The sequence below is a fragment of the Micromonospora cremea genome, assembly GCF_900143515.1.
Classification (GTDB): Bacteria; Actinomycetota; Actinomycetes; order Mycobacteriales; family Micromonosporaceae; genus Micromonospora; species Micromonospora cremea.
Genome location: NZ_FSQT01000001.1, coordinates 2,037,664 through 2,059,972, shown reverse-complemented (window position 1 = coordinate 2,059,972; position 22,309 = coordinate 2,037,664). Strand labels below are relative to the sequence as shown.

At 71.0% G+C, this 22,309-nt stretch carries 18 protein-coding genes and 1 pseudogene; 4 read left to right on the top strand and 15 right to left on the bottom strand.

The window, feature by feature from the left end; all coding sequences use genetic code 11:
* Positions 1 to 8 precede the first annotated feature (8 nt).
* Genes BUS84_RS09475 through BUS84_RS09465 form a run of 3 tightly spaced genes read right to left on the bottom strand, consistent with a single transcriptional unit; the run spans position 9 to position 3,648 of the window.
* Positions 9 to 2,108, bottom strand: a complete 2,100-nt coding sequence (locus BUS84_RS09475) for a xanthine dehydrogenase family protein molybdopterin-binding subunit (RefSeq protein WP_074310609.1) — start codon at positions 2,106 to 2,108, stop codon at positions 9 to 11.
* The gene (locus BUS84_RS09470) at positions 2,105 to 3,100 is read right to left on the bottom strand and encodes an FAD binding domain-containing protein (RefSeq protein ID WP_074310607.1); all 996 of its coding nucleotides are present in this window, start codon (positions 3,098 to 3,100) and stop codon (positions 2,105 to 2,107) included. The genes BUS84_RS09475 and BUS84_RS09470 overlap by 4 nt, the downstream gene beginning before the upstream one ends.
* Complete coding sequence (locus tag BUS84_RS09465) at positions 3,097 to 3,648, bottom strand: 2Fe-2S iron-sulfur cluster-binding protein (RefSeq protein ID WP_167627029.1); 552 nt, start codon at positions 3,646 to 3,648, stop codon at positions 3,097 to 3,099. Before BUS84_RS09465 ends, BUS84_RS09470 begins: the two co-directional genes overlap by 4 nt.
* 63 nt (positions 3,649 to 3,711) lie before the next feature.
* On the opposite strand from BUS84_RS09465, the gene BUS84_RS09460 reads away from it, so the two are divergent.
* Entirely contained in the window at positions 3,712 to 4,290 is a 579-nt protein-coding gene (locus tag BUS84_RS09460; protein ID WP_244298448.1) for a nucleotidyltransferase family protein, read from the top strand.
* A 29-nt stretch (positions 4,291 to 4,319) separates the two neighbouring features.
* Here BUS84_RS09460 and BUS84_RS09455 read toward each other — a convergent pair whose 3' ends face one another.
* The gene (locus tag BUS84_RS09455) at positions 4,320 to 4,988 is read right to left on the bottom strand and encodes a TMEM175 family protein (RefSeq protein ID WP_084757301.1); all 669 of its coding nucleotides are present in this window, start codon (positions 4,986 to 4,988) and stop codon (positions 4,320 to 4,322) included.
* 151 nt (positions 4,989 to 5,139) lie between these two features.
* On the opposite strand from BUS84_RS09455, the gene BUS84_RS09450 reads away from it, so the two are divergent.
* From BUS84_RS09450 to BUS84_RS09440, 3 genes are read left to right on the top strand one after another with little or no spacing between them, the layout of a single operon-like run.
* Entirely contained in the window at positions 5,140 to 5,754 is a 615-nt protein-coding gene (locus BUS84_RS09450; RefSeq protein ID WP_074310603.1) for a PadR family transcriptional regulator, read from the top strand.
* On the top strand, positions 5,751 to 6,476 hold the full coding sequence (locus BUS84_RS09445; protein WP_074310601.1) for an ABC transporter ATP-binding protein: 726 nt from the start codon (positions 5,751 to 5,753) through the stop codon (positions 6,474 to 6,476). Before BUS84_RS09450 ends, BUS84_RS09445 begins: the two co-directional genes overlap by 4 nt.
* Positions 6,473 to 8,932 (top strand): FtsX-like permease family protein, encoded by a 2,460-nt coding sequence (locus BUS84_RS09440; protein WP_074310599.1) that lies wholly within the window; start codon positions 6,473 to 6,475, stop codon positions 8,930 to 8,932. The genes BUS84_RS09445 and BUS84_RS09440 overlap by 4 nt, the downstream gene beginning before the upstream one ends.
* Before the next feature lie 76 nt (positions 8,933 to 9,008).
* Here the strand turns inward: BUS84_RS09440 and BUS84_RS09435 are convergent.
* The 11 genes and pseudogenes from BUS84_RS09435 to BUS84_RS09385 all read right to left on the bottom strand — a co-directional run bounded on the left by BUS84_RS09435 (position 9,009) and on the right by BUS84_RS09385 (position 21,897).
* Positions 9,009 to 10,384 (bottom strand): annotated as a pseudogene (locus BUS84_RS09435) (GH1 family beta-glucosidase).
* Between the two features lie 29 nt (positions 10,385 to 10,413).
* Positions 10,414 to 11,220: a carbohydrate ABC transporter permease gene (locus BUS84_RS09430; RefSeq protein WP_074310597.1), complete on the bottom strand. Its 807-nt coding sequence runs from the start codon at positions 11,218 to 11,220 to the stop codon at positions 10,414 to 10,416.
* A 198-nt stretch (positions 11,221 to 11,418) separates the two neighbouring features.
* Positions 11,419 to 11,604 carry a hypothetical protein gene (locus BUS84_RS40890; protein WP_208869561.1) on the bottom strand — a complete coding sequence of 62 codons (186 nt, stop codon included), beginning with the start codon at positions 11,602 to 11,604 and terminating at the stop codon, positions 11,419 to 11,421.
* Positions 11,605 to 12,780: a hypothetical protein gene (locus BUS84_RS09420; protein ID WP_208869560.1), complete on the bottom strand. Its 1,176-nt coding sequence runs from the start codon at positions 12,778 to 12,780 to the stop codon at positions 11,605 to 11,607.
* Between the two features lie 443 nt (positions 12,781 to 13,223).
* Positions 13,224 to 13,799 carry an IS607 family transposase gene (locus BUS84_RS09415; protein ID WP_074310595.1) on the bottom strand — a complete coding sequence of 192 codons (576 nt, stop codon included), beginning with the start codon at positions 13,797 to 13,799 and terminating at the stop codon, positions 13,224 to 13,226.
* A gap of 168 nt (positions 13,800 to 13,967) precedes the next feature.
* A complete protein-coding gene (locus BUS84_RS09410) occupies positions 13,968 to 14,630 on the bottom strand; it encodes a C39 family peptidase (RefSeq protein WP_074310593.1) in 663 nt (220 codons plus the stop codon).
* Between the two features lie 260 nt (positions 14,631 to 14,890).
* Positions 14,891 to 15,946 (bottom strand): NlpC/P60 family protein, encoded by a 1,056-nt coding sequence (locus BUS84_RS09405; RefSeq protein WP_074310591.1) that lies wholly within the window; start codon positions 15,944 to 15,946, stop codon positions 14,891 to 14,893.
* Positions 15,947 to 15,982: 36 nt separating this feature from the next.
* Complete coding sequence (locus tag BUS84_RS09400) at positions 15,983 to 16,471, bottom strand: poly-gamma-glutamate biosynthesis protein PgsC/CapC (protein WP_074310589.1); 489 nt, start codon at positions 16,469 to 16,471, stop codon at positions 15,983 to 15,985.
* Positions 16,468 to 17,709, bottom strand: coding sequence for a poly-gamma-glutamate synthase PgsB (pgsB, locus tag BUS84_RS09395; protein WP_074310587.1), 1,242 nt, complete (start codon positions 17,707 to 17,709; stop codon positions 16,468 to 16,470). The genes BUS84_RS09400 and pgsB overlap by 4 nt, the downstream gene beginning before the upstream one ends.
* A 1-nt stretch (position 17,710) precedes the next feature.
* Positions 17,711 to 20,008, bottom strand: coding sequence for a HAMP domain-containing protein (locus BUS84_RS09390; RefSeq protein WP_143728307.1), 2,298 nt, complete (start codon positions 20,006 to 20,008; stop codon positions 17,711 to 17,713).
* Between the two features lie 125 nt (positions 20,009 to 20,133).
* Positions 20,134 to 21,897 (bottom strand): gamma-glutamyltransferase family protein, encoded by a 1,764-nt coding sequence (locus BUS84_RS09385; RefSeq protein ID WP_159451004.1) that lies wholly within the window; start codon positions 21,895 to 21,897, stop codon positions 20,134 to 20,136.
* Positions 21,898 to 22,309: the final 412 nt, after the last annotated feature.

Below are 22,309 nucleotides of genomic sequence, written 5' to 3'. Positions count from 1 at the left end.
CGGCTTATTTAAGCCAAGGGTGATAGCCCGATCAGCTTGTCGAGCCGGATCGGCAGGTCGCGGATGCGTACGCCGGTGGCGTGGTGCACCGCGTTGGTGATCGCCGCCGCAGAGCCGACGATGCCGATCTCGCCGATGCCCTTCACCCCGGCGGGATTCAGCTCGCCGTCCTGCTCGTCCAGCCAGTGCGCCTCGATCCGCTCCACGTCCGCGCACCCCGTGATGTGGTAGGTGGCCAGGTCGTGGTTGACCCAGTCGCCGTACCGCTCGTCGAGCACGCCCTCCTCGTGCATCGCCATCGACAGGCCCATCGTCATGCCGCCGATGAGCTGGCTGCGCGCGGTCGTCGGGTTCACCACCCGCCCGGCGGCGAACACCCCGAGCATCCGGTTCACCCGCACCTCGCCGGTGTCCGCGTCCACCCGGACCTCGACGAAGTGCGCCCCGTACGCGTACCGGGGCAGCGCGGGCTGCTCGCGTACCTCGTCGGCGGTGCTCACCTCGGCGGTCACCTCGCCGTCGGACGGCCCCCCGCCGGGGGTGTGCCGAAGCTTCTCCCGCAACGCCTCGCACGCCCGGATCACCGCCCAGGTCCAGGAGGCGGTGCCCATCGAGCCGCCGGCCACCCCGGCCGGCGGCAGGTCGCTGTCGCCGATCTGGATGTCCACCCGATCCGGCGGCACCCCTAGCGCATCGGCCGCCACCTGCCAGAGCGCGGTCCGGGCCCCGGTGCCGATGTCGGTGGCGTCGATCCGGACCAGGAAACCGCCGTCGGGGCGCGCGGTGGCCGTCGCGGCGGCGGCGCGCGCCCGGGCCGGGTAGCTCGCGCCGGCCACCCCGGTGCCGACCAGCCAGCGCCCGTCGCGCCGGGCCCGGGGTGCGGGGTCCCGCTCGGCCCAGCCGAACCGGCGGGCGCCTTCGCGCAGGCAGGCGACCAGGTTGCGGCTGGTGAAGGCCCGCCCCAGCTCGGGGTCGACCGCCGGGTCGTTGCGGATCCGCAGCTCCACCGGGTCGATGCCGACCGCGGTGGCCAGCTCGTCCATCGCCGACTCCAGCGCGTACGCGCCGGGGCACTCGCCCGGGGCGCGCATCCAGAACGGTGTGGGCACGTCGAGGCGGACCAGCCGGTGCGTGGTGCGTCGGTGCGGCGCGGCGTACATGCTGCGGGTGTAGACCGCCGTCTGCTCGGCGAACTCCCGGAGTGTCGACGTCTGGCTGATCGCGTCGTGGCAGATCGCGGTGATCCGCCCGTCGGTGTCGGCGGCGAGCCGGACCCGCTGGATGGTGGGGGTGCGGTAGCCGACCGGCCCGAACACCTGCTGCCGGGTCAGCGCCAACCGGACCGGCCGGTCCACCTGCCGGGCCGCCAGCGCGGCCAGCACCACGGCGGCCTTCGCGTACCCCTTGCCGCCGAAGCCGCCGCCGACGTGCTCGGTGATCACCCGGACGGACTCCCGGGGCAGTTCGAACAGCTCGGCCAGGGCGGCCTGCACCGGCGCGGCGCCCTGGTTGGAGTCGTGCACCAGGAGCCGCCCGTCGCGCCACTGGGCGGTGGTGGCGTGCGGCTCCATCGGGTTGTTGTGGTAGGCCGGCGTCCGGTACGTGGCGTCCATCCGTACCGGCGCGGCCGCGTACCCGGCGTCGAAGTCGCCCTCCGCCGTGTCCGTCGGGTAGCTGGGGTTGACCTGGTCCGGCCGGTACAGGCCGGGGTGCTCGGCGGTGAGGACCGTGCTGTGCGGCCCGGCGTCGTAGTCGATCCGTACCAGCCGGGCGCCCTCCCGGGCCGCTTCCAGGCTGGTGGCCACCACCACCGCGATCAGCTGCCCCCGGTAGTGCACCGCGGGCTCCTGCAACAGCCACAGGTCCCGCTCCGGCCCGGGTGCGAGTCGGGGGGCGTTGCCGTGGTGCACCACGGCGAGCACGCCGGGCAGCGCGAGCGCCGGCGCCGCGTCGACCCGGGTGATCCGTCCCCGGACCACCGCCGCCGGCACCGCCCAGCCGTAGGTGACCCCGTCCACCGGGTACTCCACCGCGTACCGTGCCGTGCCGGTGACCTTCTCCCGGCCCTCCAACCGGGAGTACGCCCGGCCCACCGCGCCGGTGGTCATGGTGCGGGGGTCCCCTCGGCCAGTTCGGTCAGGGCCCGCACCGTGATCGCCCGGGTCAGCGGCAGCTTGAAGCCGTTGTGCCGTAACGGGCGGGCCTCGGCCAGCTCGGCGTCGGCGGCCCGCGCGGCCAGCTCCGGGCTGAACGGCCGCCCGCGCAGCTCCTCCTCGGCCCGGTACGCCCGCCACGGCCGGTGCGCCACCGCCCCGTACGCCAGCCGGACGTCGCGGACCACGTCGCCGTCGAGGTCCAGCACCGCGGCCACCGAGCCGACGGCGAAGGCGAACGACGCCCGGTCGCGCACCTTGAGGTACGCCGAGCGGCGCGCGGCCGGCAGGTGCGGTAGCCGGACGGCGGTGATCAGCGCTCCCCGGGCCAGGGTGGTCTCCCGTTCGGGGTGCTCGCCGGGTGAGCGGTGCAGCGCCGCCAACGGAACGTCCCGGGGACCGTCAGGCTCGTGCACCTCCACCACGGCGTCCAGCGCGGCGAGCGCGACCGCCAGGTCCGACGGGTGGGTCGCCACACAGAGGTCGGACCAGTCCAGCACGGCCAGGTCGCGGTTCTGGCCGTGCCGGGCGGCGCAGCCGCTGCCCGGCTCGCGCTTGTTGCAGGCCTTGCCGGTGTCCTGAAAGTAGACGCAGCGGGTGCGCTGCAACAGGTTGCCGCCGGTGGTGGCCAGGTTGCGCAGCTGTCCGGAGGCGGCGGCGAGCAGGGCGCGGGCCAGCACCGGGTAGTCGCGCCGGACCACCGGGTGGGCGGCCAGGTCGCTGTTGCGGACCGTCGCGCCGATCCGCAGCCCGCCGTCGGGCAGCTCCTCGACGGCGTCCAGCGGCAGCCGGGTCACGTCCACCAGCAGGTCGGGCCGCTGCACTCCGAGCTTCATCAGGTCGACCAGGTTGGTCCCGCCGGCCAGGTACGCCGCCTGCGGCTCGGCGGCCAGCACGGCGACCGCGTCGGTCACGCCGGCCGGCCGGTGGTAGCGGAACGGTCTCACCGCGCCGCCGCCGTCTCGCGGACGGCCGCGACGATGTGCGGGTACGCGGCGCAGCGGCACAGGTTGCCCGCCATCCGTTCGCGGATCTCCGCGTCGGTCAGCTCGGCCGGTGCGGTGAGATCGTCGGTGACGGCGCTGGGCCAGCCCCGGGCGACCTCGTCGAGCATGCCGCGGGCGGAGCAGAGCTGTCCGGGGGTGCAGTAGCCGCACTGGAAAGCGTCGTGCGCGACGAAGGCGGCCTGGAGCGGGGACAGCTCGTCCGGCCCGGCCAGCCCCTCCACGGTGACCACCGACCGGCCGTCCAGGGTGACCGCGAAGACCAGGCAGCTCTTCACCCGGCGGCCGTCGAGCAGCACCGTGCACGAGCCGCACTGGCCGTGGTCGCAGCCCTTCTTCGCCCCGGTCAGGCCGAGCCGTTCGCGCAGCGCGTCCAGCAGGGTGGTGCGGTTGTCCAGGGTCAGCTCGCGCCGAGCGTCGTTGACGTCGAACGCCACCTGGGACGAGTGCCGCTCGTCGGTGGTCGTCTCGCTCTCCGGTCCGCCCCGCACCGACTCAGACTAGCTTTACTGGTACATATACGGGCGAACAACCCATGGACCCTCGCACGGAAGGTGGGACAACTGCCAGTGATCGCCGGGCTGCTGCTGGCTGCCGGCGCCGGACGGCGCTACGGCCGGCCCAAGGCGCTGGTCGAGCTGGCCGGGGAGCCGCTGGTGCGGCGCGGGATCCGGCTGCTGCGGGACGGGGGCTGCGCACCGGTGCACGTGGTGCTCGGCGCGGGCGCGGACGAGCTGCCGGCGCTGCCCGGCGCGGTGCCGGTGCGCCACGACCGCTGGCAGGAGGGGTTGGGCTCCTCGCTGCGCCGGGGCCTCGCCTCGCTGCCGGTCGACGCGCCGGCGGTCGTGGTGATTCTCGTCGACCAGCCGCTGATCAGCCCGGTCGCGGTCCGCCGGGTACTTCGGGCGCACGCCGACGGCGCCGCCGTGGCGGTCGCCACCTACGCCGGCCGGCCCGGGCATCCGGTGCTGCTGGGCCGGTCGACCTGGCCGCTGCTAGAGGGGTACGCAGTCGGCGACCGGGGCGCGCGCGACCTGCTGCGGGCCCGCCCGGACCTGGTGGTCGAGGTGCCCTGCGACGACGCCGGCTCACCGGTCGACGTGGACACCCCGGCGGACCTGCCCGGCGCGTGAGCGACCGCGCGGAGGCCGGAGTCGAAGGGTCAGCGATGTGCGGCCCGGCGGCGCAGCCCTTCACTGGTGAACGCGTGATACATGATCATGACGATGACGCCGATCAGGCCCAGCATCGGATTGACGAACCAGCCGAGCAGGCCGCTGAGCCCGTAGAGGACCAGGCCGGTGACCGGTCGCAGTCGCTGCGCCCGCACGTAATCGGGACTGACCCCGCGCCGGAGCAGCGCCGGGTGGCGGCGCAGGTAGCCGAAGAACACCAGCCAGGGGGCCGACATCAGCGCGGCGGCCAGCGCGTACAGGGCGACGGCGGCGCGGCGGTCGGCGGTGTCGCCGTGGGTGAGCGCGGACGCCAGCACGGCCGTGGGGAACGGGATGATCACCGCGCCGAAGAGGATGCCGAGGTTGATCCAGCTCAGCGCGAGGGTGGTGGCGCGGATCAGCCGGACCAGCGCGTGGTGGTTGAGCCAGAGCACTCCGACGTAGACGAAGGACACCACGAAGGCCAGGTAGGACGCTCCTTCGTCGAGCAGCCCGGTCAGCAACTCACCCTTGTGGTACTCCGGCACCCGCAGCTCGATGACCAGCAGTGTGATGACGATGGCGAAGACGCCGTCGCTGAACGCGGTCAACCGGTCCGTCTCGGACATGCGTAGCCCGGCGTCGGGCTGCTCGACCTCGTCGGCTGCTGCGGCCATTGCCGCAGGCTAACCGCCAGGGCGGGTGTGAGTGGCGCTTTGTCCGAACGGGACGGGGGCCCTGGATCTCCGCGGTCCGGTGGTCGGGCGGAGGCACCAATCCGAGAATACTGTGTATTATACCGAGTATGTTAACCGTAAGTGATGGGTCGTGAGCATCCGTCACGCCATGCTGGCGCTGCTCACCGAGGCACCGAAGTACGGTCTCCAACTCCGCCAGGAGTTCGAGGCGCGCACCGGCGAGGTCTGGCCGCTCAACGTCGGGCAGGTCTACACCACGCTGCAACGCCTGGAGCGCGAGGGGCACGTCCAGTCCGACGACGCCGGTCGCGACGGCGCCCAGAAGCGCTACCGGCTCACCGCCGACGGCGAGCGTGAGCTGTACGGCTGGCTGCGTACGCCGCCGCAGGCCGGGCCGCCGCCCCGGGACGAGCTCGTCATGAAGGTGCAGGTGGCGATGCGGCTGCCGCAGGTGGACGTGACCGAGATCCTCCAGGCCCACCGGCGGCGGATCGTCGAGGAGATGCAGCACTACACGCACCTCAAGGCCGATGCGGCACCGGAGGACGTCGGCCTCGGCCTCGTCGTCGACGCCGAGCTGTTCCGGCTGGAAGCGGTCGTCCGCTGGCTCGACGCCGCGGACGCCCGCCTGCGCACCCGCCCGACGCCGCCCGCCGACGCCGCCAGCGCGCCGCCCGCCGCCGACGCCCCCGCCGGGCGTACGACGCGGGCGGACCGCGACAAGACGTCCGGAGCCCGGCGATGAGCGTCGTGCTGACCCTGCGACAGGTGTCCAAGGTGTACGGCGCCGGAGCCGCCGCCGTACACGCCCTGCGCGGGGTCGACCTCGACGTGGTCGCCGGTGAACTGGTCGCCGTGATGGGCCCCAGCGGCTCGGGCAAGAGCACCCTGCTGACCATCGCGGGCACCCTGGAGGAGCCCACCGACGGCCAGGTCACGGTGTGCGGGTCCGAGCTCGCCACGCTCTCCGCCGACGCCACCGCCCGGCTGCGTCGCCGGTCGCTCGGCTTCGTCTTCCAGGATCTGAACCTGCTCGCCGGCCTCTCCGCCGCCGAGAACGTGGCCCTGCCCCTGGAGCTGGACGGCATGGCCGCGCGTCCGGCGCGAGCCGCCGCCCTGCGGGTGCTCGACGAGCTGGGGTTGACCGACCGCGCCGGCCACTTCCCCGACGACCTCTCCGGGGGCGAGCGCCAACGGGTCGCCATCGCCCGCGCCGTGGTGGGGGACCGGCGGCTGCTGCTCGCCGACGAGCCCACCGGCGCCCTCGACGCGGCCAACGGCGAAGCCGTCCTGCGGATGCTCCGCTCGGCCTGCAAGCGCGGCATCGCGGGAGTGATGGTCACCCACGACGCCCAGCTCGCCTCCTGGGCCGATCGGGTGATCTTCATACGGGACGGCCGGGTCGTCGACCAGACCGCGCCGTCGGCCGGCCCGGACGCTCTGCTCGCCCCGGACCCGGCGCTGTGACCGCCACCGCGAATCCGAGCCGGACGGCCGCCCGGCCCACGGGCGGCGGGCTTGCGGCCCGCCGCGCGGTGATCCGCTGGGCGGTACGACTGTTCCGCCGCGAGTGGCGGCAGCAACTGCTGGCCATCGCGCTGCTCACCGTCGCGGTCACCGGTGCCACCTTCGGTCTGGCGGCGACGTGGAACCTCCCCCCATCGAGCGATGCCACGTTCGGCCGCGCCGACCAGCTCATCCGGATCCCCGGCGACGACCCCGCCGCGCTGGACACCCGGGTCACCGCGGCCCGGGAGTGGTTCGGCACGATCGACGTGATCGGTCACCGGCGCGTGCCGGTGCCGGGATTGTTCGACCCGGTGGACGTCCGGGCCCAGGACCCCGCCGGCGCGTACGGCGGCCCGATGCTCGACCTGCGGCAGGGCCGCTACCCGACCGGGCCCGCCGAGCTGGCGGTGACCGACGGGGTGGCGCGAGCCCTGCGTGCCGGGCTCGGCGCCCGGGTCCCGTTCGGTGACGCCGACCGCCTGATCGTCGGCGTGGTGGAAAACCCGGCGGATCTGCACGACGAGTTCGCCCTCACCGACCCGGCGCACGCCAACCGGCCGCAGTCGGTGACGGTGCTGGTGGCCGGCGACCACGACACCATGGAGGCCTTCCGCCGGACCGTCGACGGCCCGCTGGTGCGCGAGTCCCGGCCGGTGGCCGAGCGCACCACGCTCACCCTCGCCGCGCTGGCGCTGGCCACCGTCGGCCTGCTGCTCGTGTCGCTCGTGGCCGCCGCCGGGTTCGTGGTGCTGGCCCAGCGCCGGCTGCGTCAGCTCGGCATGCTGGCGGCGATGGGCGCCACCCGCCGACACCTGCGGCTGGTGCTGCTGGTCAACGGCGCGGCTGTCGGGGTGGTCGCCGCGGTCTGCGGCACCGCCGTCGGGGTCGCCGCCTGGCTGGTCACCGCCGGTTTCGTCGAGACCGCGGCCGGGCACCGCATCGGCCGCTTCGACCTGCCCTGGCTCACCATCGGCGTGGGCATGCTGCTGGCCGTGGTCACCGCGACCGCCGCCGCCTGGTGGCCGGCCCGCGCGGTGGCGCGTACCCCGATCATGAGCGCGCTGTCGGCACGGCCACCGGCCCCGCCGGCGGCGCGGCGGACCGCCGTGGCCGCGGCCGCGCTGCTCGCCGCCGGCCTCACCGCCCTGGTGCTCTCCGACGGGTCGAACCCGCTGCTCATCGTCGTGGGCAGCGTCGGCACCGTGCTCGGCGTGCTGCTCGCCAGCCCGCTCACCATCCCGGCGCTGGCGGCGGCCCGGGGCGGCCTTCCGGTGGCCGTTCGGCTCGCGCTGGCCGACCTGGCCCGGTATCGCGTTCGGGCTGGTGCGGCGCTCGCCGCGATCAGTCTCGCGGTGGGCCTGTCGGCGGCGATCGTGGTGGGCTCCGCCGCGGCGGAGTACCGCAGCCGGGAGGCGGCCGGGCTGGGCAACCTGGCGGACAGCCAGCTGCTGGTCCGGATCGGCCAGCCGGACCCGGTGATTCCGGAGCGCACGGCCGCCGAGATCGCCGCTCTCCATGCCCGGACCGACACCATCGCGGCCAGCGTTGGCGGGGCGATCGTCATTCCGCTCGACATGGCGGTGGTGGCCTCGCACACCGACCCGGGTCGGGAGGGGGGACCGACCGGCCACCCGGCCGTCGAGATCGGCGTTCCGCGCGCAGCCGGCGAGTCGACGACCTCGCATCCGCTCTACGTGGTCAGTCCCGAGCTGCTCCGGCTGAACGGGGCGGCCGGAATGGCGGTCGACGCCGACACCGATGTGCTCACCACCCGCACCGGTGAGCTGGCGCTGATGAACATCCCGGCCCGGGGCGTTCGGCCCACCGTGCGCACCCTGGCCCGGTCCGGCTACACCGGGCTGCCCGACTCGCTGATCACTCCCGCCGCGCTCGACCGGCACGGCTGGCAGCCGGCCCGGGTCGGGTGGTTCCTCACGGCCGACCACCCCCTCACCAGCGCGCAGCTGGCCACGGCCCAGGAGCTGGCCGCCGCCGCCGGGCTCACCATCGAGGCACGCCGGGAACAGGGGTCGCTGACCGCGCTGCGGACCGGCGCGACCGTCGCCGGCGTGCTGCTCGCGCTCGGGGTGCTCGCGACAACCGTCGGGCTCATCCGGGGCGAGGCGGCAGCGGACCTGCGCACCCTGACCGCGACCGGTGCGTCGAGGCGGGTACGGCGGACCCTCACCGCCACCACCGCCGGTGCCCTCGCCCTGCTCGGTGCCGTGCTGGGTGTGGCCGGCGCGTACCTGGCGTTGGCCGCCGCCCTGCACCGTGACCTCGACCCGCTCGGCGCCGTGCCCGTCGCGCACCTCGTGGCGATCGTCAGCGGACTGCTGTTGGTCGCCACCGGCGCCGGATGGCTGCTCGCCGGCCGGCCGCCGCCGTCGCTGGCCCGTCGCGTCCTGGACTGAGCGCCGGACGAGACCACGGCACCCTGGGCGCCGATCGGCGCGGCGCCCAGGGTGCCTCGGTCTCGCCCACCCCCGTTCAGGCCACCGGCGCGGCGGTCCCGGTCGTGCCGGCGAGGCGCTGGTGGGCGCGGATCAGCTCGGCGTAGCGCAGGCCACTCGCCTTCACCGTCCGGCGCTGGGTGGCGTAGTCCACGTGCACCAACCCGAAACGCTTGTCATAGCCGTACGCCCACTCGAAGTTGTCCAGCAGCGACCAGACGAAGTAGCCGTCCAGCGGCACCCCCCGGCCACCGCCGACGCGCAGGCCGCCAGGTGCTGCTCCAGGTGGTCGGTGCGCTCCTTGTCCTCCACCGTGCCGTCCGCGGTGACCTCGTCCGGCCACGCCGAGCCGCTCTCGGTGACGATGATCCGGCCCGGCCGGTACCCCTCGCTCACCTCGACCAGCAGCCGCTCCAGCCCCGCCGGGTACATCTCCCAGCCCATCGCGGTCTCCACCGAACCGGGCACCGGCACCTGCCGGGCGTACGGCGGCGGCCCGGCCGGGTCGTCGACCACGAGTTGCCGGAAGTAGTAGTTCACCCCTAGGAAATCGGTGGGCGTGGCGATCACCGCCAGGTCGTCGCCGCGCACCGGCGGCTCGACACCGTAGGTGGCGACCATGTCGGCGGGGTAGCCGCGCCCGTGCACCGGGTCCAGCCACCAGCGGTTGACGTGTCCGTCCGCCCGCCGGGCCGCCGCGACGTCCTCGGGCCGATCGGTCGCCGGCTCGATCGGGCTGAGGTTGAGCACCAGCCCCACCGAGGCCGGTCGGGCGGCGTTGGCCCGGACCGCCTGGGTGGCCAGGCCGGGCCCGAGCAGCACGTGGTGCGAGGTGTGCACCGCGCGGGTCAGGTCCCGCTCGCCGGGAGCCATCCGCCCCTCCAGGTGCCCGATCCAGGACACGCAGAGTGGCTCGTTGACGGTGTTCCAGTCGGTCACCCGGTCACCGAGGCGGGCGGCGACCACGGCCGCGTAGTCGGCGAACGCCTCTGCCGTGGAGCGCTGCGGCCAGCCACCCCGGTCCTGCAACGCCTGCGGCAGGTCCCAGTGGTAGAGCGTGACGAACGGCCGGATGCCGTCGGCGAGCAGCGTGTCCACGAGCCGGTCGTAGAAGTCCAGCCCGGCGGGGTTGACCCGGCCGACGCCGTCGGGCATCACCTGGGGCCAGGCCACCGAGAACCGGTACGCGTCCACGCCGAGCCGGCGCAGTAGTGCCAGATCCTCCGGCCACCGGTGGTAGTGGTCGCAGGCCACCGCGCCGGTGTCGCCGTTGTCGACGTTGCCGGGGGTCGCCGAGAGGGTGTCCCAGATGGAGGGCGCCCGGCCGTCGACGTCGACAGCCCCCTCGATCTGGTACGCCGCCGTGGCGACGCCCCAGAGAAAGTCGGGCGGCCGCTTGGACAGGTCCGGCACGGGTTGGTTCTCCTCTGGGATTGGGTGACTCACTTGACAGCGCCGGCGGTCAGGCCGGCGACGAAGTAGCGCTGCAGCGCCAGGAACCCGGCGACGACGGGGATGCTGACCACCAGCGAGGCGGCCATCACCTGGTTCCAGTAGACGTTGAACTGGGTGGAGTAGCCCTGGAGGCCGACGGCCAGGGTGCGGCTGCCCTCGTCGGTCATCACCGACGCGAAGAGCACCTCACCCCAGGCGGTCATGAACGCGTACACGGTGACCGCAACCACGCCGGGCACGGCGGCCGGCAGGATGACCCGGAACAGGATGCGCAGCGGCCCGGCGCCGTCGACCTGCGCCGCCTCGTCCAGCCCCCGGGGGATCGAGTCGAAGTAGCCGACCAGCATCCAGATCGAGAACGGCAGTGAGAACGTCAGGTACGTGATCACCAGGCCGGTGCGGCTGGCGTACAGCTCGATGCCGGTGGCGTTGCCCAGGTTGACGTAGATGAGGAAGAGCGGCAGCAGGAACAGGATGCCGGGGAACATCTGGGTGGACAGCACCGTCACCGAGAAGACCCCCCGGCCGCGGAAGCGGTAGCGGCTGACCGCGAACGCGGCGAAGATCGCCACCGCGACCGAGCAGATCGCCGCGATGGTCGACACCACCAGGCTGTTCACCAGGTAGCGGGCCAGTGGCACGGTGCTCCACATGTCGACGAACGGTTGCAGGGTGGGCCGGCTGGGCCACCAGGTGAAGCCGTTCTGCACGTCCTGCAACGGCTTCGCCGCGGAGGTGACCATCACGTAGAGCGGGATGACGACGAAGAGGGTGAGCAGGGTCAGCACCACCATGTACGGCCTCTTCGTCGAGCACTACCAGAAGTACCAGACGGTCTGGAACGGCAACGGCGGGCGGACGTACTTCTACCAGAACGAGATGCCCTACGACCCGCCCAACCAGGGCGCCTGGATGAACGGCGCGACCCGGGGGTACGCCGCGTGTAAGGTGGCCGACTCGGTCACCAGCCATCAGGCGTGGGGGATGGGCAGCTACTGCTGCTTCAACGTGAACCCGGCCGTCATCGCGGACCGGGCCATCAAGGCGCCCACCAACCCGAACGTGCGGTTCACCAACATGGTCACCGTCTCGCTCGGCGGCGTCGGCACCATCAACCGGGTGATCAACAACGCCGGCGGCACCGCGAACGCGGCCACCCAGCAGGTGTACCTGACCACCTACCGTTCCTGGGGACTGAGCACGAGTTGCGTGTGTTCAGCCGCGTGTCCCGAACGGTGTTGGGCACGCTGGTCTCCCGCGTTCGCTCCGTATCCGGCGCGCACGGATCGTGTCTGCGGTCCGAGGTTACGGGGGCGGGTTCCCTCGCGCTCAGGGTCACCCGGTCCGGCCTGGACGGTCCGATGCCCCTGCCCATCACTCTGGTGAGCTGGGGGCGGTGCCGTCCGACGCCGGATCGGGTGACCCTGGGCGCGTCGTCCGATCGCCACGGCGGCGGCGTCGTGGCGAGTTGCGGTGCGGGTTCTGCTGGTTAGGGGCTTCTGCCAGTGCTGGGCGCCCCACTTGGAGGTGTATGCGGGGTCGACCGCGACGATCGCAATGCCGGGCGCCTCGGCCATCGACGTGAGCCGGGCGCGCAGCTTACTGACAGGCATCGCGGATATGAGATTGCGGAACCGTTTGCGGCGGCCGTGCTTCTCCCGGGTCTTCTCCGCTTCGAAGTCCAGGTCCTCGATGGCGACAGCTTTCACGCCGCAGACCTTCACCCAGTTCAGCAGCCGAGTCAGGGCGTGACGCAGCTGGGCGTCACGGTGCTCGGCGGTGCCGGACAGGTCGTAGTGGAACCGGCGTGGGTTGCCGACTGGGTTGCCGTGAACGTCGAGCCGCCAGGCGGCGATGTGATCGGCATTGGTGTCCACCCCGATCGCGCCGTCGGCGAGGGCGGCCTGCAGCGGGACCGTCTTGGTGGGCGCGTACTGCCAGGACGCGGTGATGTACCAGCGTCCGCGCCGCGCGTCGTGGTGGATACGGTAGGCGACCGCCCGGTTGGTCTCGATACGGTCGACCCACTCCTGCCCGCGATGTGGGAACCGCGCCTTCGCCGCGAGGACATACCGGCCGTGGGGGGCGTTCGCCAGTCCGGCCAGCGGTGCGGGCAGTCTGATCGACGCTTCGCCGCCGGGGGTGACGCGGATCGTCTCGTTGCCGTACCGCTTACCCGACTCCCCGTCGGCCTGAAGGAACCAGCGCTGCGCTTCCCAGCGGTCGCGCCACTGCGCCCCGGTCAGTCCAGCCTGGGCCAGGTTGTGGCGGTTGCGGGCGAGCCGCTTCCCGCCGCGCATCACATGCACGAGCCCGGCCTCACGCTCGGCCCGCTCCCGCTCCAGCCGCTGCATCAGCACGTGCAGACGGCGACTCTTGGCGAACCACTCCTGCCGACTGCGGTAGCCGCCCGGTACGCCCTTGGTGCCGCGCTGGCCGACCGGCAGGGACAGCCGATGTCGAATCATCGCGACCCCGGCTTCGAGGTTACCGATGTGTACTAGCTGGCACCTGCGGGCCAGCGCCCACTGGTCGTGCGTGGCCTTGGTGATCGCCCCCGCCCACCGGGGGCGACGAGCCAGGCGTCAGGTCGCGCTTACGCGCCGCCCACGCGTGCGTGGAGTGCTCCAGCCGGTCGGCACACCGAACCTTGAGGTCCTTCGCCGCGAGCGAGCCCAGGTGTGCACCCACCAGGCGCAGGATCTCCTCGTCTCGCGCCGTGAGACCTTTGAGGCGGTCGCGGATGGCGACCCCGCTCGGGCCGAGGGCGACGAACGGCTCGTCGATCGAGCGGAGGTCAGCCATGTTCGGCGGCCTCCAGCGCCTTCCTGGCCCGATCGCGGGCCGACCTGCGCCCGTACAGGCGAGCACAAAACGACGTCAGCACCTCAACCATGTCGCCGACCAGGTCGTTATCGACATCGCCCTCGTCCAGCACCACCAGCCGGCGACCGTGGGCGGCCAGCGCGGCCTCGACCAGTTCGACGTTCACGCGACCCAGCCGGTCCTTATGTTCAACCACGACAGTGCTCACGTCCGGGTCGGCCAGCAGACGCCGGGCCTTCGACCGGGCGCCGTTCATGCCCGAGCCGATCTCGGACTCCACACGCACCACCCGGTGCCCGGCCTTGGCCGCCCACCCCGACAGTCGGGCAACCTGGCGCTCCAGATCGGTCTTCTGCTCGTGGGACGAGACCCGGGCGTACAGACCCACGCCACCCGTGGCGGCCGGCGCACTGTTGGCGTCCACATTCACCAAAATCATGCGGGGGCCAACCCGCTGAGCCGGGACCGGCAAGGTGCCCTGACGGAACCAGCGATACGCCGTGTGGGGACTGATCCCCTGCGCACGTGCCCACTCCGTCAGATTCACAGGAGCATCATACGCAACTGTAGTCACCCCGTGCACACTCATGCACGCTCAGCGGACAACAGGTCGCGACCCCTGACCAGACGCACCGCGCCCGACCAGATTGACCGAAACAGCCGCGGGCCGGGCTTCCGTTTGGAAACCCGGCCCGCCGCCGTGCAACGCTCGACGTCAGCTGGAGTAGCCGCGCTCGGCGACCCAGTCGGCGACGTCCTCCTCGTCCATCCAGTAGTCCTTGCTCCGGTCATACGGGTCGGCGATCTTCAGCGTGTCACCGCCGTCTTCGTAGCCGACGATGCTCAGGTAGTGCCCACCCGTGTACGAGTACTGCCTGCCGTTGGTGTCCTCCGCGGTACCGGTGATGTTGGCGACCACGGCACGGTTGTCGTCAACCGCCTCCACCACGTCCGTACGCAGCTCCTGGACCTGTTGCGGCTGTGCCTCGACACCGTCGATCTCCGTGGTCTCGTAGCCGCCACCGGTCATCTCGTTGAGCACCCGGGTCGTGTCCTCGACCGATTCGGTGCCATCCGTGGTGGTGCCGAGCTTGTTGGCAACCTCGCGCTGGCTGACGGACTTGCCCTGGGTGGACAAGGCGATGGCGGTCGCCGCCGGCGCACAGTAGTACTCGGTCTTCTGCCGCTGGTAGTCGTAGTGGAGCAGTTGCTTGTCATCACCCTCCGCTGGCGGCGGGGGCGGCGGCTGCGCCGTGGGGACCGGCGGGTCTCCCGTGGCCGGCGGCCGTTCCATCGCGACCGCGGGACCTGCGGCGAAACCGCTCGCGATCATGAAACCAGCAATCGAGAGCCCGCTCCTGCGGATAATCGGGTTCATCGTGAAGCTCCCATCCGGTCGGCTTACCGGCTTGCGCCTACCGATTACCCGAGCCGGTTTTCGGATAACGCTGCTGGCAGGCCCGGATAGGAGGAGGATGAGCCCCACCGGGGTTCCGCCGTCGCCGGCGCCGGTGAAATCGGCCCCGATGTCCCTTCGTGGCACGCACGGTTGGCCGTCCACCTGCCATTCGACGAATCACAGGTGGACGGCCAACCTGGGGCCCACATCGACCCCGGTCTGCCCGCGGGCGGGTGGGATCAGAGCCGGCGGGCGGTGAGCCACCGATCCGGCCAGTAGCCGATCCCGTCGAGCAGTGGAGCACCGGAGAGGTCGCCCATCGTCGGACCGTCCGTCTGGGACCGGCTGGAGATGAACCGGTGGTGTCCACCGTCGTCGACGCCCAGGTAGATGCCCGAGTGGTCGATCTGGCCGTTGGGCACCGGCTGGGCGTTGAAGAACAGCAGGTCACCCGGGAGCAGGCGCTCCATCCCTCGGGCACGCTGGCCGGAATTGGGCATCAACTGGACCCCCGGGCCGAACTGTGCCATCGCGTACGCCCGGCGGGGCAGGCCCTCGCCGGGTGTGTTGGTGCCTCGAAGGGGATAGTTGAGTCGATGGCCGTACACCATCCGCAGGTAGCCGGAGCAATCCAGGGCCAGGTTGCGGCTCGGGTCGGGCAGTACGGACTTGCCGTCCGCAAAGGACCACGGCAGAGCCAGGTAGTCGTAGAAGTCGGAGCGCTCCGCACGGCCCTCGGGATCGTTCGGGTCGGGCGGCCCGAACGAGGCGTCACCGGAGTACTGCTGTCCCTGGTTGTCCCTCTTCACCGGCGCTCCGTCGACGTACTCGAACGCGATCGCCAGCACGTCCGGTGAGCGGTCCGCCCGGGCTGCGGCGAGCCAATCGGTGAACCACCGTTCCCGCTCGGCGCCCGCGCGCCAGGTCTGCGGCGCGAGCCGGACCCACATGTCGGTCTCGATCTTCGCATCGGTGTATCGCGGTTCCTCGAACGTCCGGGACGGACCGTAGAGGTGCGCGGTCCGCGCGTTGTCGGTCATGACGGCCACGGGATGGCCGGAGGAGTCGGTGATCTCGGTGCGATCTGGTTTCGACAAGCGCTGGTAGGTGTAGCCGGAGGCACCGCGAGGCTGGTCGTCACCGGACGCCTTCGCCCCGCCCAGAGTCAGCACCGGCTGGTCGGCCGGCGACGGTCGTACCACCACATAGGTCAACGTGCTCGCGGCGATCAGCAGCACGAATCCGGCGACGGTCAGCAGTACGGTCGGCCTGGGGCGGTATTTCCGGAACTTCATGCCCGCTTCTCCCTTCACGACGGGGCTTCTGAGCGCTCACGTCACCGGCACGAAACCGGCGACGACACCGCTGAAGGCGATACCGAACGTGATCGCGGTCACCACGAGGGTCGCCAGGATGGTGGCCCGTGGCGGTTGACGCACGAGCTGGTACGCGATGAGCCCCGGGATGACGAATCCCAGTGTCTGATGGGCGAACAGCAGCGGCAGGTCACGCTGGACGATGAGGAACAGGGTCAACTGCAGGAGAACGCTGACCAGCACGATCGCCGCGAAGAGCCGCTTTCCGTAGAGGATGACCACCCGCTGCATCAGTTTGGCGATGAGGTAGGTGAGGATCGTCGCCCCCACCACGACCACGGCTTGCAGCTGGTCCTCGATCAGTGTCAACGCGATCCAGCCCGGCGTGATCATTCCGCCGGGCGAGAGGTTGGTGGTGAGGTAGCACAGCAACGCGAATACCAGTCCGATGCCTAGGCTGGCGGTGGCGAGCTGAGCGCTGAATTCTCCGCCGAAGGTGGTCATCGTTGGATCCTTTCTCCGGTCGGCGTACGCAGCGTGGCGGCCGACGGTGAACCGTCGTCGCAGGTCCAGCCGGGCAGGCTCGCCAGTTGGTGGACCAGCACCTCGCCCTGGCCGTGGATGTTCCCCACCGCGACGATCGAGGAGTCGTTCGGTGTCGCCGCCGTCACGCTCTCCAGCAGGCTGGCCGGGTCGGGTTTCCCGCCGAGATCGATGATCCGGTCCTGGAGTTCCGCCGGGACGGAGGTGCGCGCGCTCTTCGTCACCTCGCCGATGAGGATGATGTTCTCCGGGTGTACCCGGCCGCTCAACTCGCCCATCTGACCGTTGCGTTCGATCCGGTCCGGCCGGCAGTTGATCACCATCGTCAGCGGACGGGTGATGAGCTGCTGACTCTCCAGTTGCTCGATGTTCATCAGCGTGGACTCGGGATCGTTCGCGGCGAAGACGTTGGCGAACCGGAACCGCTTCGTCCCGTGCATGACCCGCGCCACGGAGAGCACACCCGGGTCCGCGGGCGCCTCCCACATGCCCTTCAGAGCACTCCGCCGGTCGACGCCGAGCAGCTCGGCGACGGCCAGCGCGATGGCGACGTTCTCCTTGAAGGTGATCCAGCCGAAGCCCTCCATCTCCTGGTCGGTCACTGACTCCGGATCGACCGAGATGAGGTGGCAGTCGCGCCGTTCGGCCTCCTCCTGAATGATCGCCAGCCGATCTCGTTCGGCGGTGACGCAGACGCCCCCCTCCGGCATCGACCTGCTCAGCGACCGGGCGACGTCGTCCAGGGTCGGCCCCATCTCCATGAGGTGGTCCTCACGTACGTTGCACAGAACTCCGATGTTGGAGCGGATCAGCTTGCTCTGGTTGATCTCCTGCAATGCCGGCATCACCGCCATGCACTCCATCACCAGAACGTCCGGGTGGTACATAGCGGCGCGGCGGACGATGCCGATCTGCTCGGCCACGTTCGCGATGCCGAACTTGCGGTGCACCGGCTCCTCGCTGGCGTCCGGGAAGATGAACCGAGCGGCGGTCCCGGTGGTCTTCCCCACCACCAACCGGCCGCCGCCGCGCAGGGCACCGGCGCAGAGCCGGGTGATCGAACTCTTGCCCCGGATGCCGTTGACCAGCACCCGGTTCGGGATCCTGTCCAGGTTCCGGTAGTGGTTGCGCTGCTCGACGATCCCGGCGATGAGCAGGGCCGAACAGCAGAGAACGAGAACGAGATACAGATATGTCACGTCAACCTCTACCTTCCCGATCATCGGTCTGATCGTCGGCTCGGCCAGTGGCTGGCGGCGCCGGCGCGTCGGCGCCGGACTGCGGGACCTCGGGAAGCACCACGGTGCGGTCATCCTCCGTGCCGCGTAGCCGACTGGCACCGCCCAGCCGGTCGGAGCCGGTGTGCCGAACCTGGCGGCAGATCTCCAGACACATGGCCAACGCCCCGATGTCGTCGTGCCGTTGCGGCGAGATCGGTTCCTCGACCGAACCGTCGCTGATCCGGTCCGCCGCGGTGGCGAGTCGACGCAGCGGCCGGGCGAACACGTAGTACTGCCACATCTGGGTGAGCAGCACGATGCCCGTCACGGCACCGGCGACCAGCAGGGTCCACCGCCGCCCGTCGCTCTCGGGCAGCCGCAATCCGGCCAGATCCTGCTCGACGACGATCGACCATTTCAGCGGAGCCACCGTGTTGGGCTTGTTCAGACCGGCGGCGGCGACGAGCGCCGGTTCCCCGTCGGGTGTCTCCGCCATCCCCACGGTGCCGCCCTTCAGCGCCTCGCTGGCGGCGACGCGGGCGTTGCCCTGCAACGCCTCGAAGGCACGGAATCCCTCCGAGTCGAACACCGTGCGCAGATCCTCGTCAACGATCCGGGCCTGTCCGTCCACCGAGCGCAGGACGTCCAACAGGTAGTCGATGTCGAACTCGCCGACGGTCGCGACACCGTTGTCCGCCACCCGGAACGCGTAGACCACCGGGACGCGGGACGTCTCGCCGTCCAGGTCGATCCCGGTTTCGCCGCGCAGCGGCTCCTTGCGCAGTGGTTCGCGACCCGCCGAACTGAGCACGGACCCGCTGGGGTCCATCAGGTAGAAGGCGCGGAACCGGTTCTTGTCGGCCAGCTCCTGCTCCAGGGCCGGGGTCATCTGGCTCGGATCCGTGGCTTCGGCGGCCTGGGAGGTACGGGTGACCGTCTGCAGGCCGTTGTTCAGGATCTTCCCCAGCACGGTGCTCGCCCCCTCGGCCTTGCTCTCCTCATCACTGACGAGCTGGTCGGGCAGTGCCGCCTCGGGCTCACGCAGCGTGTACGCGACGGCTGCCGCCGGCCAGAGCAGAGCCACCACGGTCGCCGCGGCCATACCTTGGACCACGGTTGGCCGCCAACGCCATCGCCACCTGGGCGCGGCGGGAGGCGAGCGGTCCCCGGACGTGAGAGCCAGCGCCCGAGCGATGCGGTGCGCCTCCGCGACCCGCAGCGGATACCGCTTGGTCGGAACGGCCCCGCAGGCGTTGTCCTTGGCCTGCTTCAACAGCGACCGCACCGGGCCGACGAGCGACATCCGCATCAGCAGGAAGCTGGGTACGGCCAGTGCCAGCAGGGTCAGGCCCAGCACGAAGCCCTGGACCGTGGACGTGCCGCCCGTTTCGTCGGCGACGATCAGGGTGGCGACGGTCGCGCCGGTGTCGCCGACCGGGGCGGACGAGACAACCAACTGCCTGTTGACCCACTCGGTCACCCTGATCGGGTGACCCTCGTTTGACGTGGACGCGGCCAGCCCCTGGAAGGCCACGGGCAGGTGAACCTCGGGTACGGCACTGACGCCCTGCATCAGGGTGCTCTTGCCATCCGGCGTGATGACGAAGACCCCCTGTCGGGCCTTGGGGTTGAGCCGCAGCTCGTCCATGTCGAGCGGTTGCGTCGCGAGCAGGGTCTTTGAGCCGTCCAGGGCGAGGCTGCGGACCAGCGCCGGGCCGTTGGGCGTGGTGATCGGGAAGGTGTCCTTGGCGGGCAACGCCGGGGGCAGCAGCTCCAGCGGTACGCCCGAGCCGGCGGTCGCCAGCGGTCGACGGGTGGCTGTCTCCACGATCGTGGCTCCGGTCCATTCCGTCCCGTTGGCCACCACCTGTTTCAGGAGTTCAGGGTCGGGCGTCGTCGGTGACCGGCCGGCGATCCGCTGGTCGAGGTCCTCGACCGAGTGGTTGATGGTCAGTCGCATGCTCGAGGCGACCTTTGCCACGTTGTCCCGCTGCGACTCGACAACGGCCGGGGGCACACCCCGTTGGTTGTTCACGGCGAACCCGAGCACGATGGCGGCGGCCAGCACCATGGTCGCCCAGATGTAGACCAGTGACGGTTTGTTGGAGCCCGCGGGAAACCCGGCAGCTGGCAGCTGCTGGTCGAGCGCCCGACGTCGCCATGGGACGACCTGTTCGGGGGGTGGGGTGGGGCCCGCTACCGGAGCGCGTCCGCTGAACCGCCCCCGCCCCGTGCTTTGGTCCGGCGCGGACTCATCGCCTCTGTTCTCACTCGTCATGGCCACCCCTTCCTTCCGCAGAGATGTGGCGTGGCAGGACCGATCCTCATGGTCGGACGGGGTGGGGTGAGGCGACCTCACCCAACCCAGATGAATCGAGCGCGAGGCCGGCCGCAGGCCGGGCGTCAGCCTCCTGCCGCGGTACCGTCTCTGCGGCGGTCTGCCGCGCCCAGGAGCTGCTCGCCGCGGACCTGGATCGCGGTGCTGCCGCTGTCCAGTGCCACGAGCCTCGGGCAGGGATGCTGGAGTGTCACGAAATCGGCGAAGCGGGTGGCCACCCCCCGGTCCGCTTCGAGTTCGGAGGGTGCGCCGACCTTCCTGCCGCATTTGCGGGTGATGTCCTGCCCGCTGAAGTGCCCCTGATCGAGTGCCTTGACCGGGCTCATCCCGTCCACCACCACACCGACCAGGGCCTGGACGACGTAGTCGGGAATGTGGGAGCCGCCGGCGGCGCCCACCACCAGCCGCAGCTTCCGCCCGTCCTTGTCCAGCACGATGGTGGGTGCCATCGAGGCGGTCGGCCGCTTCTGCGCCTCCTGGACGTTCACCGGCTTGCCCGGCGAGACGGACGACGTGTCGGTGAAGTTGTTCAGCGCGTTGTTCAGGATCATTCCCCGCGCTTCCAGGTGCGACCCGAAGTGGGTGTTGTTGGTCGTGGTCATCGCCACGGCGTTGCCGTCCGAATCCACGATGCTGACGTGGCTCGTCGGGTCGCCCACGTCCACCGTGCTGGGGACGGCATCCTTCGGCGGGCCGGCGGGAGGGACGACTCCCGGAGGATCCCCCGGGGTGATCGGATCAATCGCCTTGTCCGGGTCGAAGAGCGAGAAACGCCGGTCGAGGTAGGCGTTGTCGAGCATCCCGTCCACGGGCACGTCATGAAACTTCGGGTCGCCCACGTACGCCCGGCGGTCGAAGTTCGCCAGACGGCTGACCTCGACCGAGAGATGCAGCCGTTCTCCCGAACCCGGTTTCGTGTTCGCCACCTGGCCGCGTTCGAGCATCCCGAGCATTTCCAGGACCGTCACACCGCCGAACGCCGCCGGCGCCGACGTGCACACCTTCACACCGAAGACGTTGCGGCAGAGCGGTTCCCGCTCGATGGCCCGGTAGTCGGCGAAGTCGTCCGCCGTCATGAGGCTGGGGATCACCACCGGGCCGGCGGTGTTCCCCTTGAGCTTGATCGGGCCCTTCGCCGCGTGGTGGGCGATCGCGGGCGCGATCGTGCCGTTCGGGTCGTAGAAGGCGTCCGCGCCGCCGTCGCGGACCTCGCGCAGCACCTGGGCTATCTCCGGGTTCTTCAGCGTCGTCCCCGGCGACTTGGCCCGGTCGCCGTTGCAGTACCGGGGCCGGAGGTCGGGATAGTTGCACCGTTTACGTCCGTTGAAGCGATCGTTGAGACCGCTGCTCAGGGATTCGGACATCGGAAAGCCATTGGCGGCCAAGCGGATGGCGTCGTCGAAGAGCCGGTCCCAATCGAGAGTGCCGTACACGTCGTGCACGTCCTTGAGCACTTTCAGCGTTCCGGGAACGCCGAAGGCGCGCCCGGTCGCCGACACGTCCCAGGGAAAGCGGTCGACGTCCAGCTTTCTGCTCTCCTCCTCGCTGGGAGTCATGAGGTTCTGCGTCACGGTCCTCGGTGCTGTGGCCATTCCGTCGAAGAGGCGTACGGTGCGCTTGTCCGGATCCCAGTAGTTGATGATCGTGCCGCCCGCCAGACCGGAGGCGTGTGGCTCCACCACGGCGAGGACGGCCTGCACCGTCACCGCGGCATCGGCGGCGTTGCCGCCTTTGGCGAGGATCCGGCAGCCGGCCTGGACCGCGAGCGGGTTGGCCGCCGCCACCATGAACTTCGTGCCGACCGCGTCGGAATCCCGGCCGGTAGTCAAATTCTCGCAAGCGTCCGCTGGCGCAGCCTGGGTGTTTCCTGGCTCATTCACCAGGACTGTCAACCCGAGCGCCAGTACCAGAGCGGCAGCCAGGAAACGCAGCTTACGTGCGTGCATTTGACAACTCCGGTTCGATGTGGAAACGGGTGCGTCATGCTCGACCTGCGTTGCTCGTAGGGGCCGGCACGCGCCAGGTTCGGTAGGAACTCAGCGTCGGCGGGGCCGGCAGACCCGACATCGGAATCATCTTCGGCGCTGGGACGACGGCGCAGGAGATCACGAAAAGTCGTGGCCCTCGGGACTGGCGTGCCGAAGGTGGCGCCGTGGAGTTCGATAGGCCCCGGCATTATGTTCCCCATCCACGATGAATCGGGTCGGCTAAAGGGAATGTGGCCGTCAACGTCCCGATCAG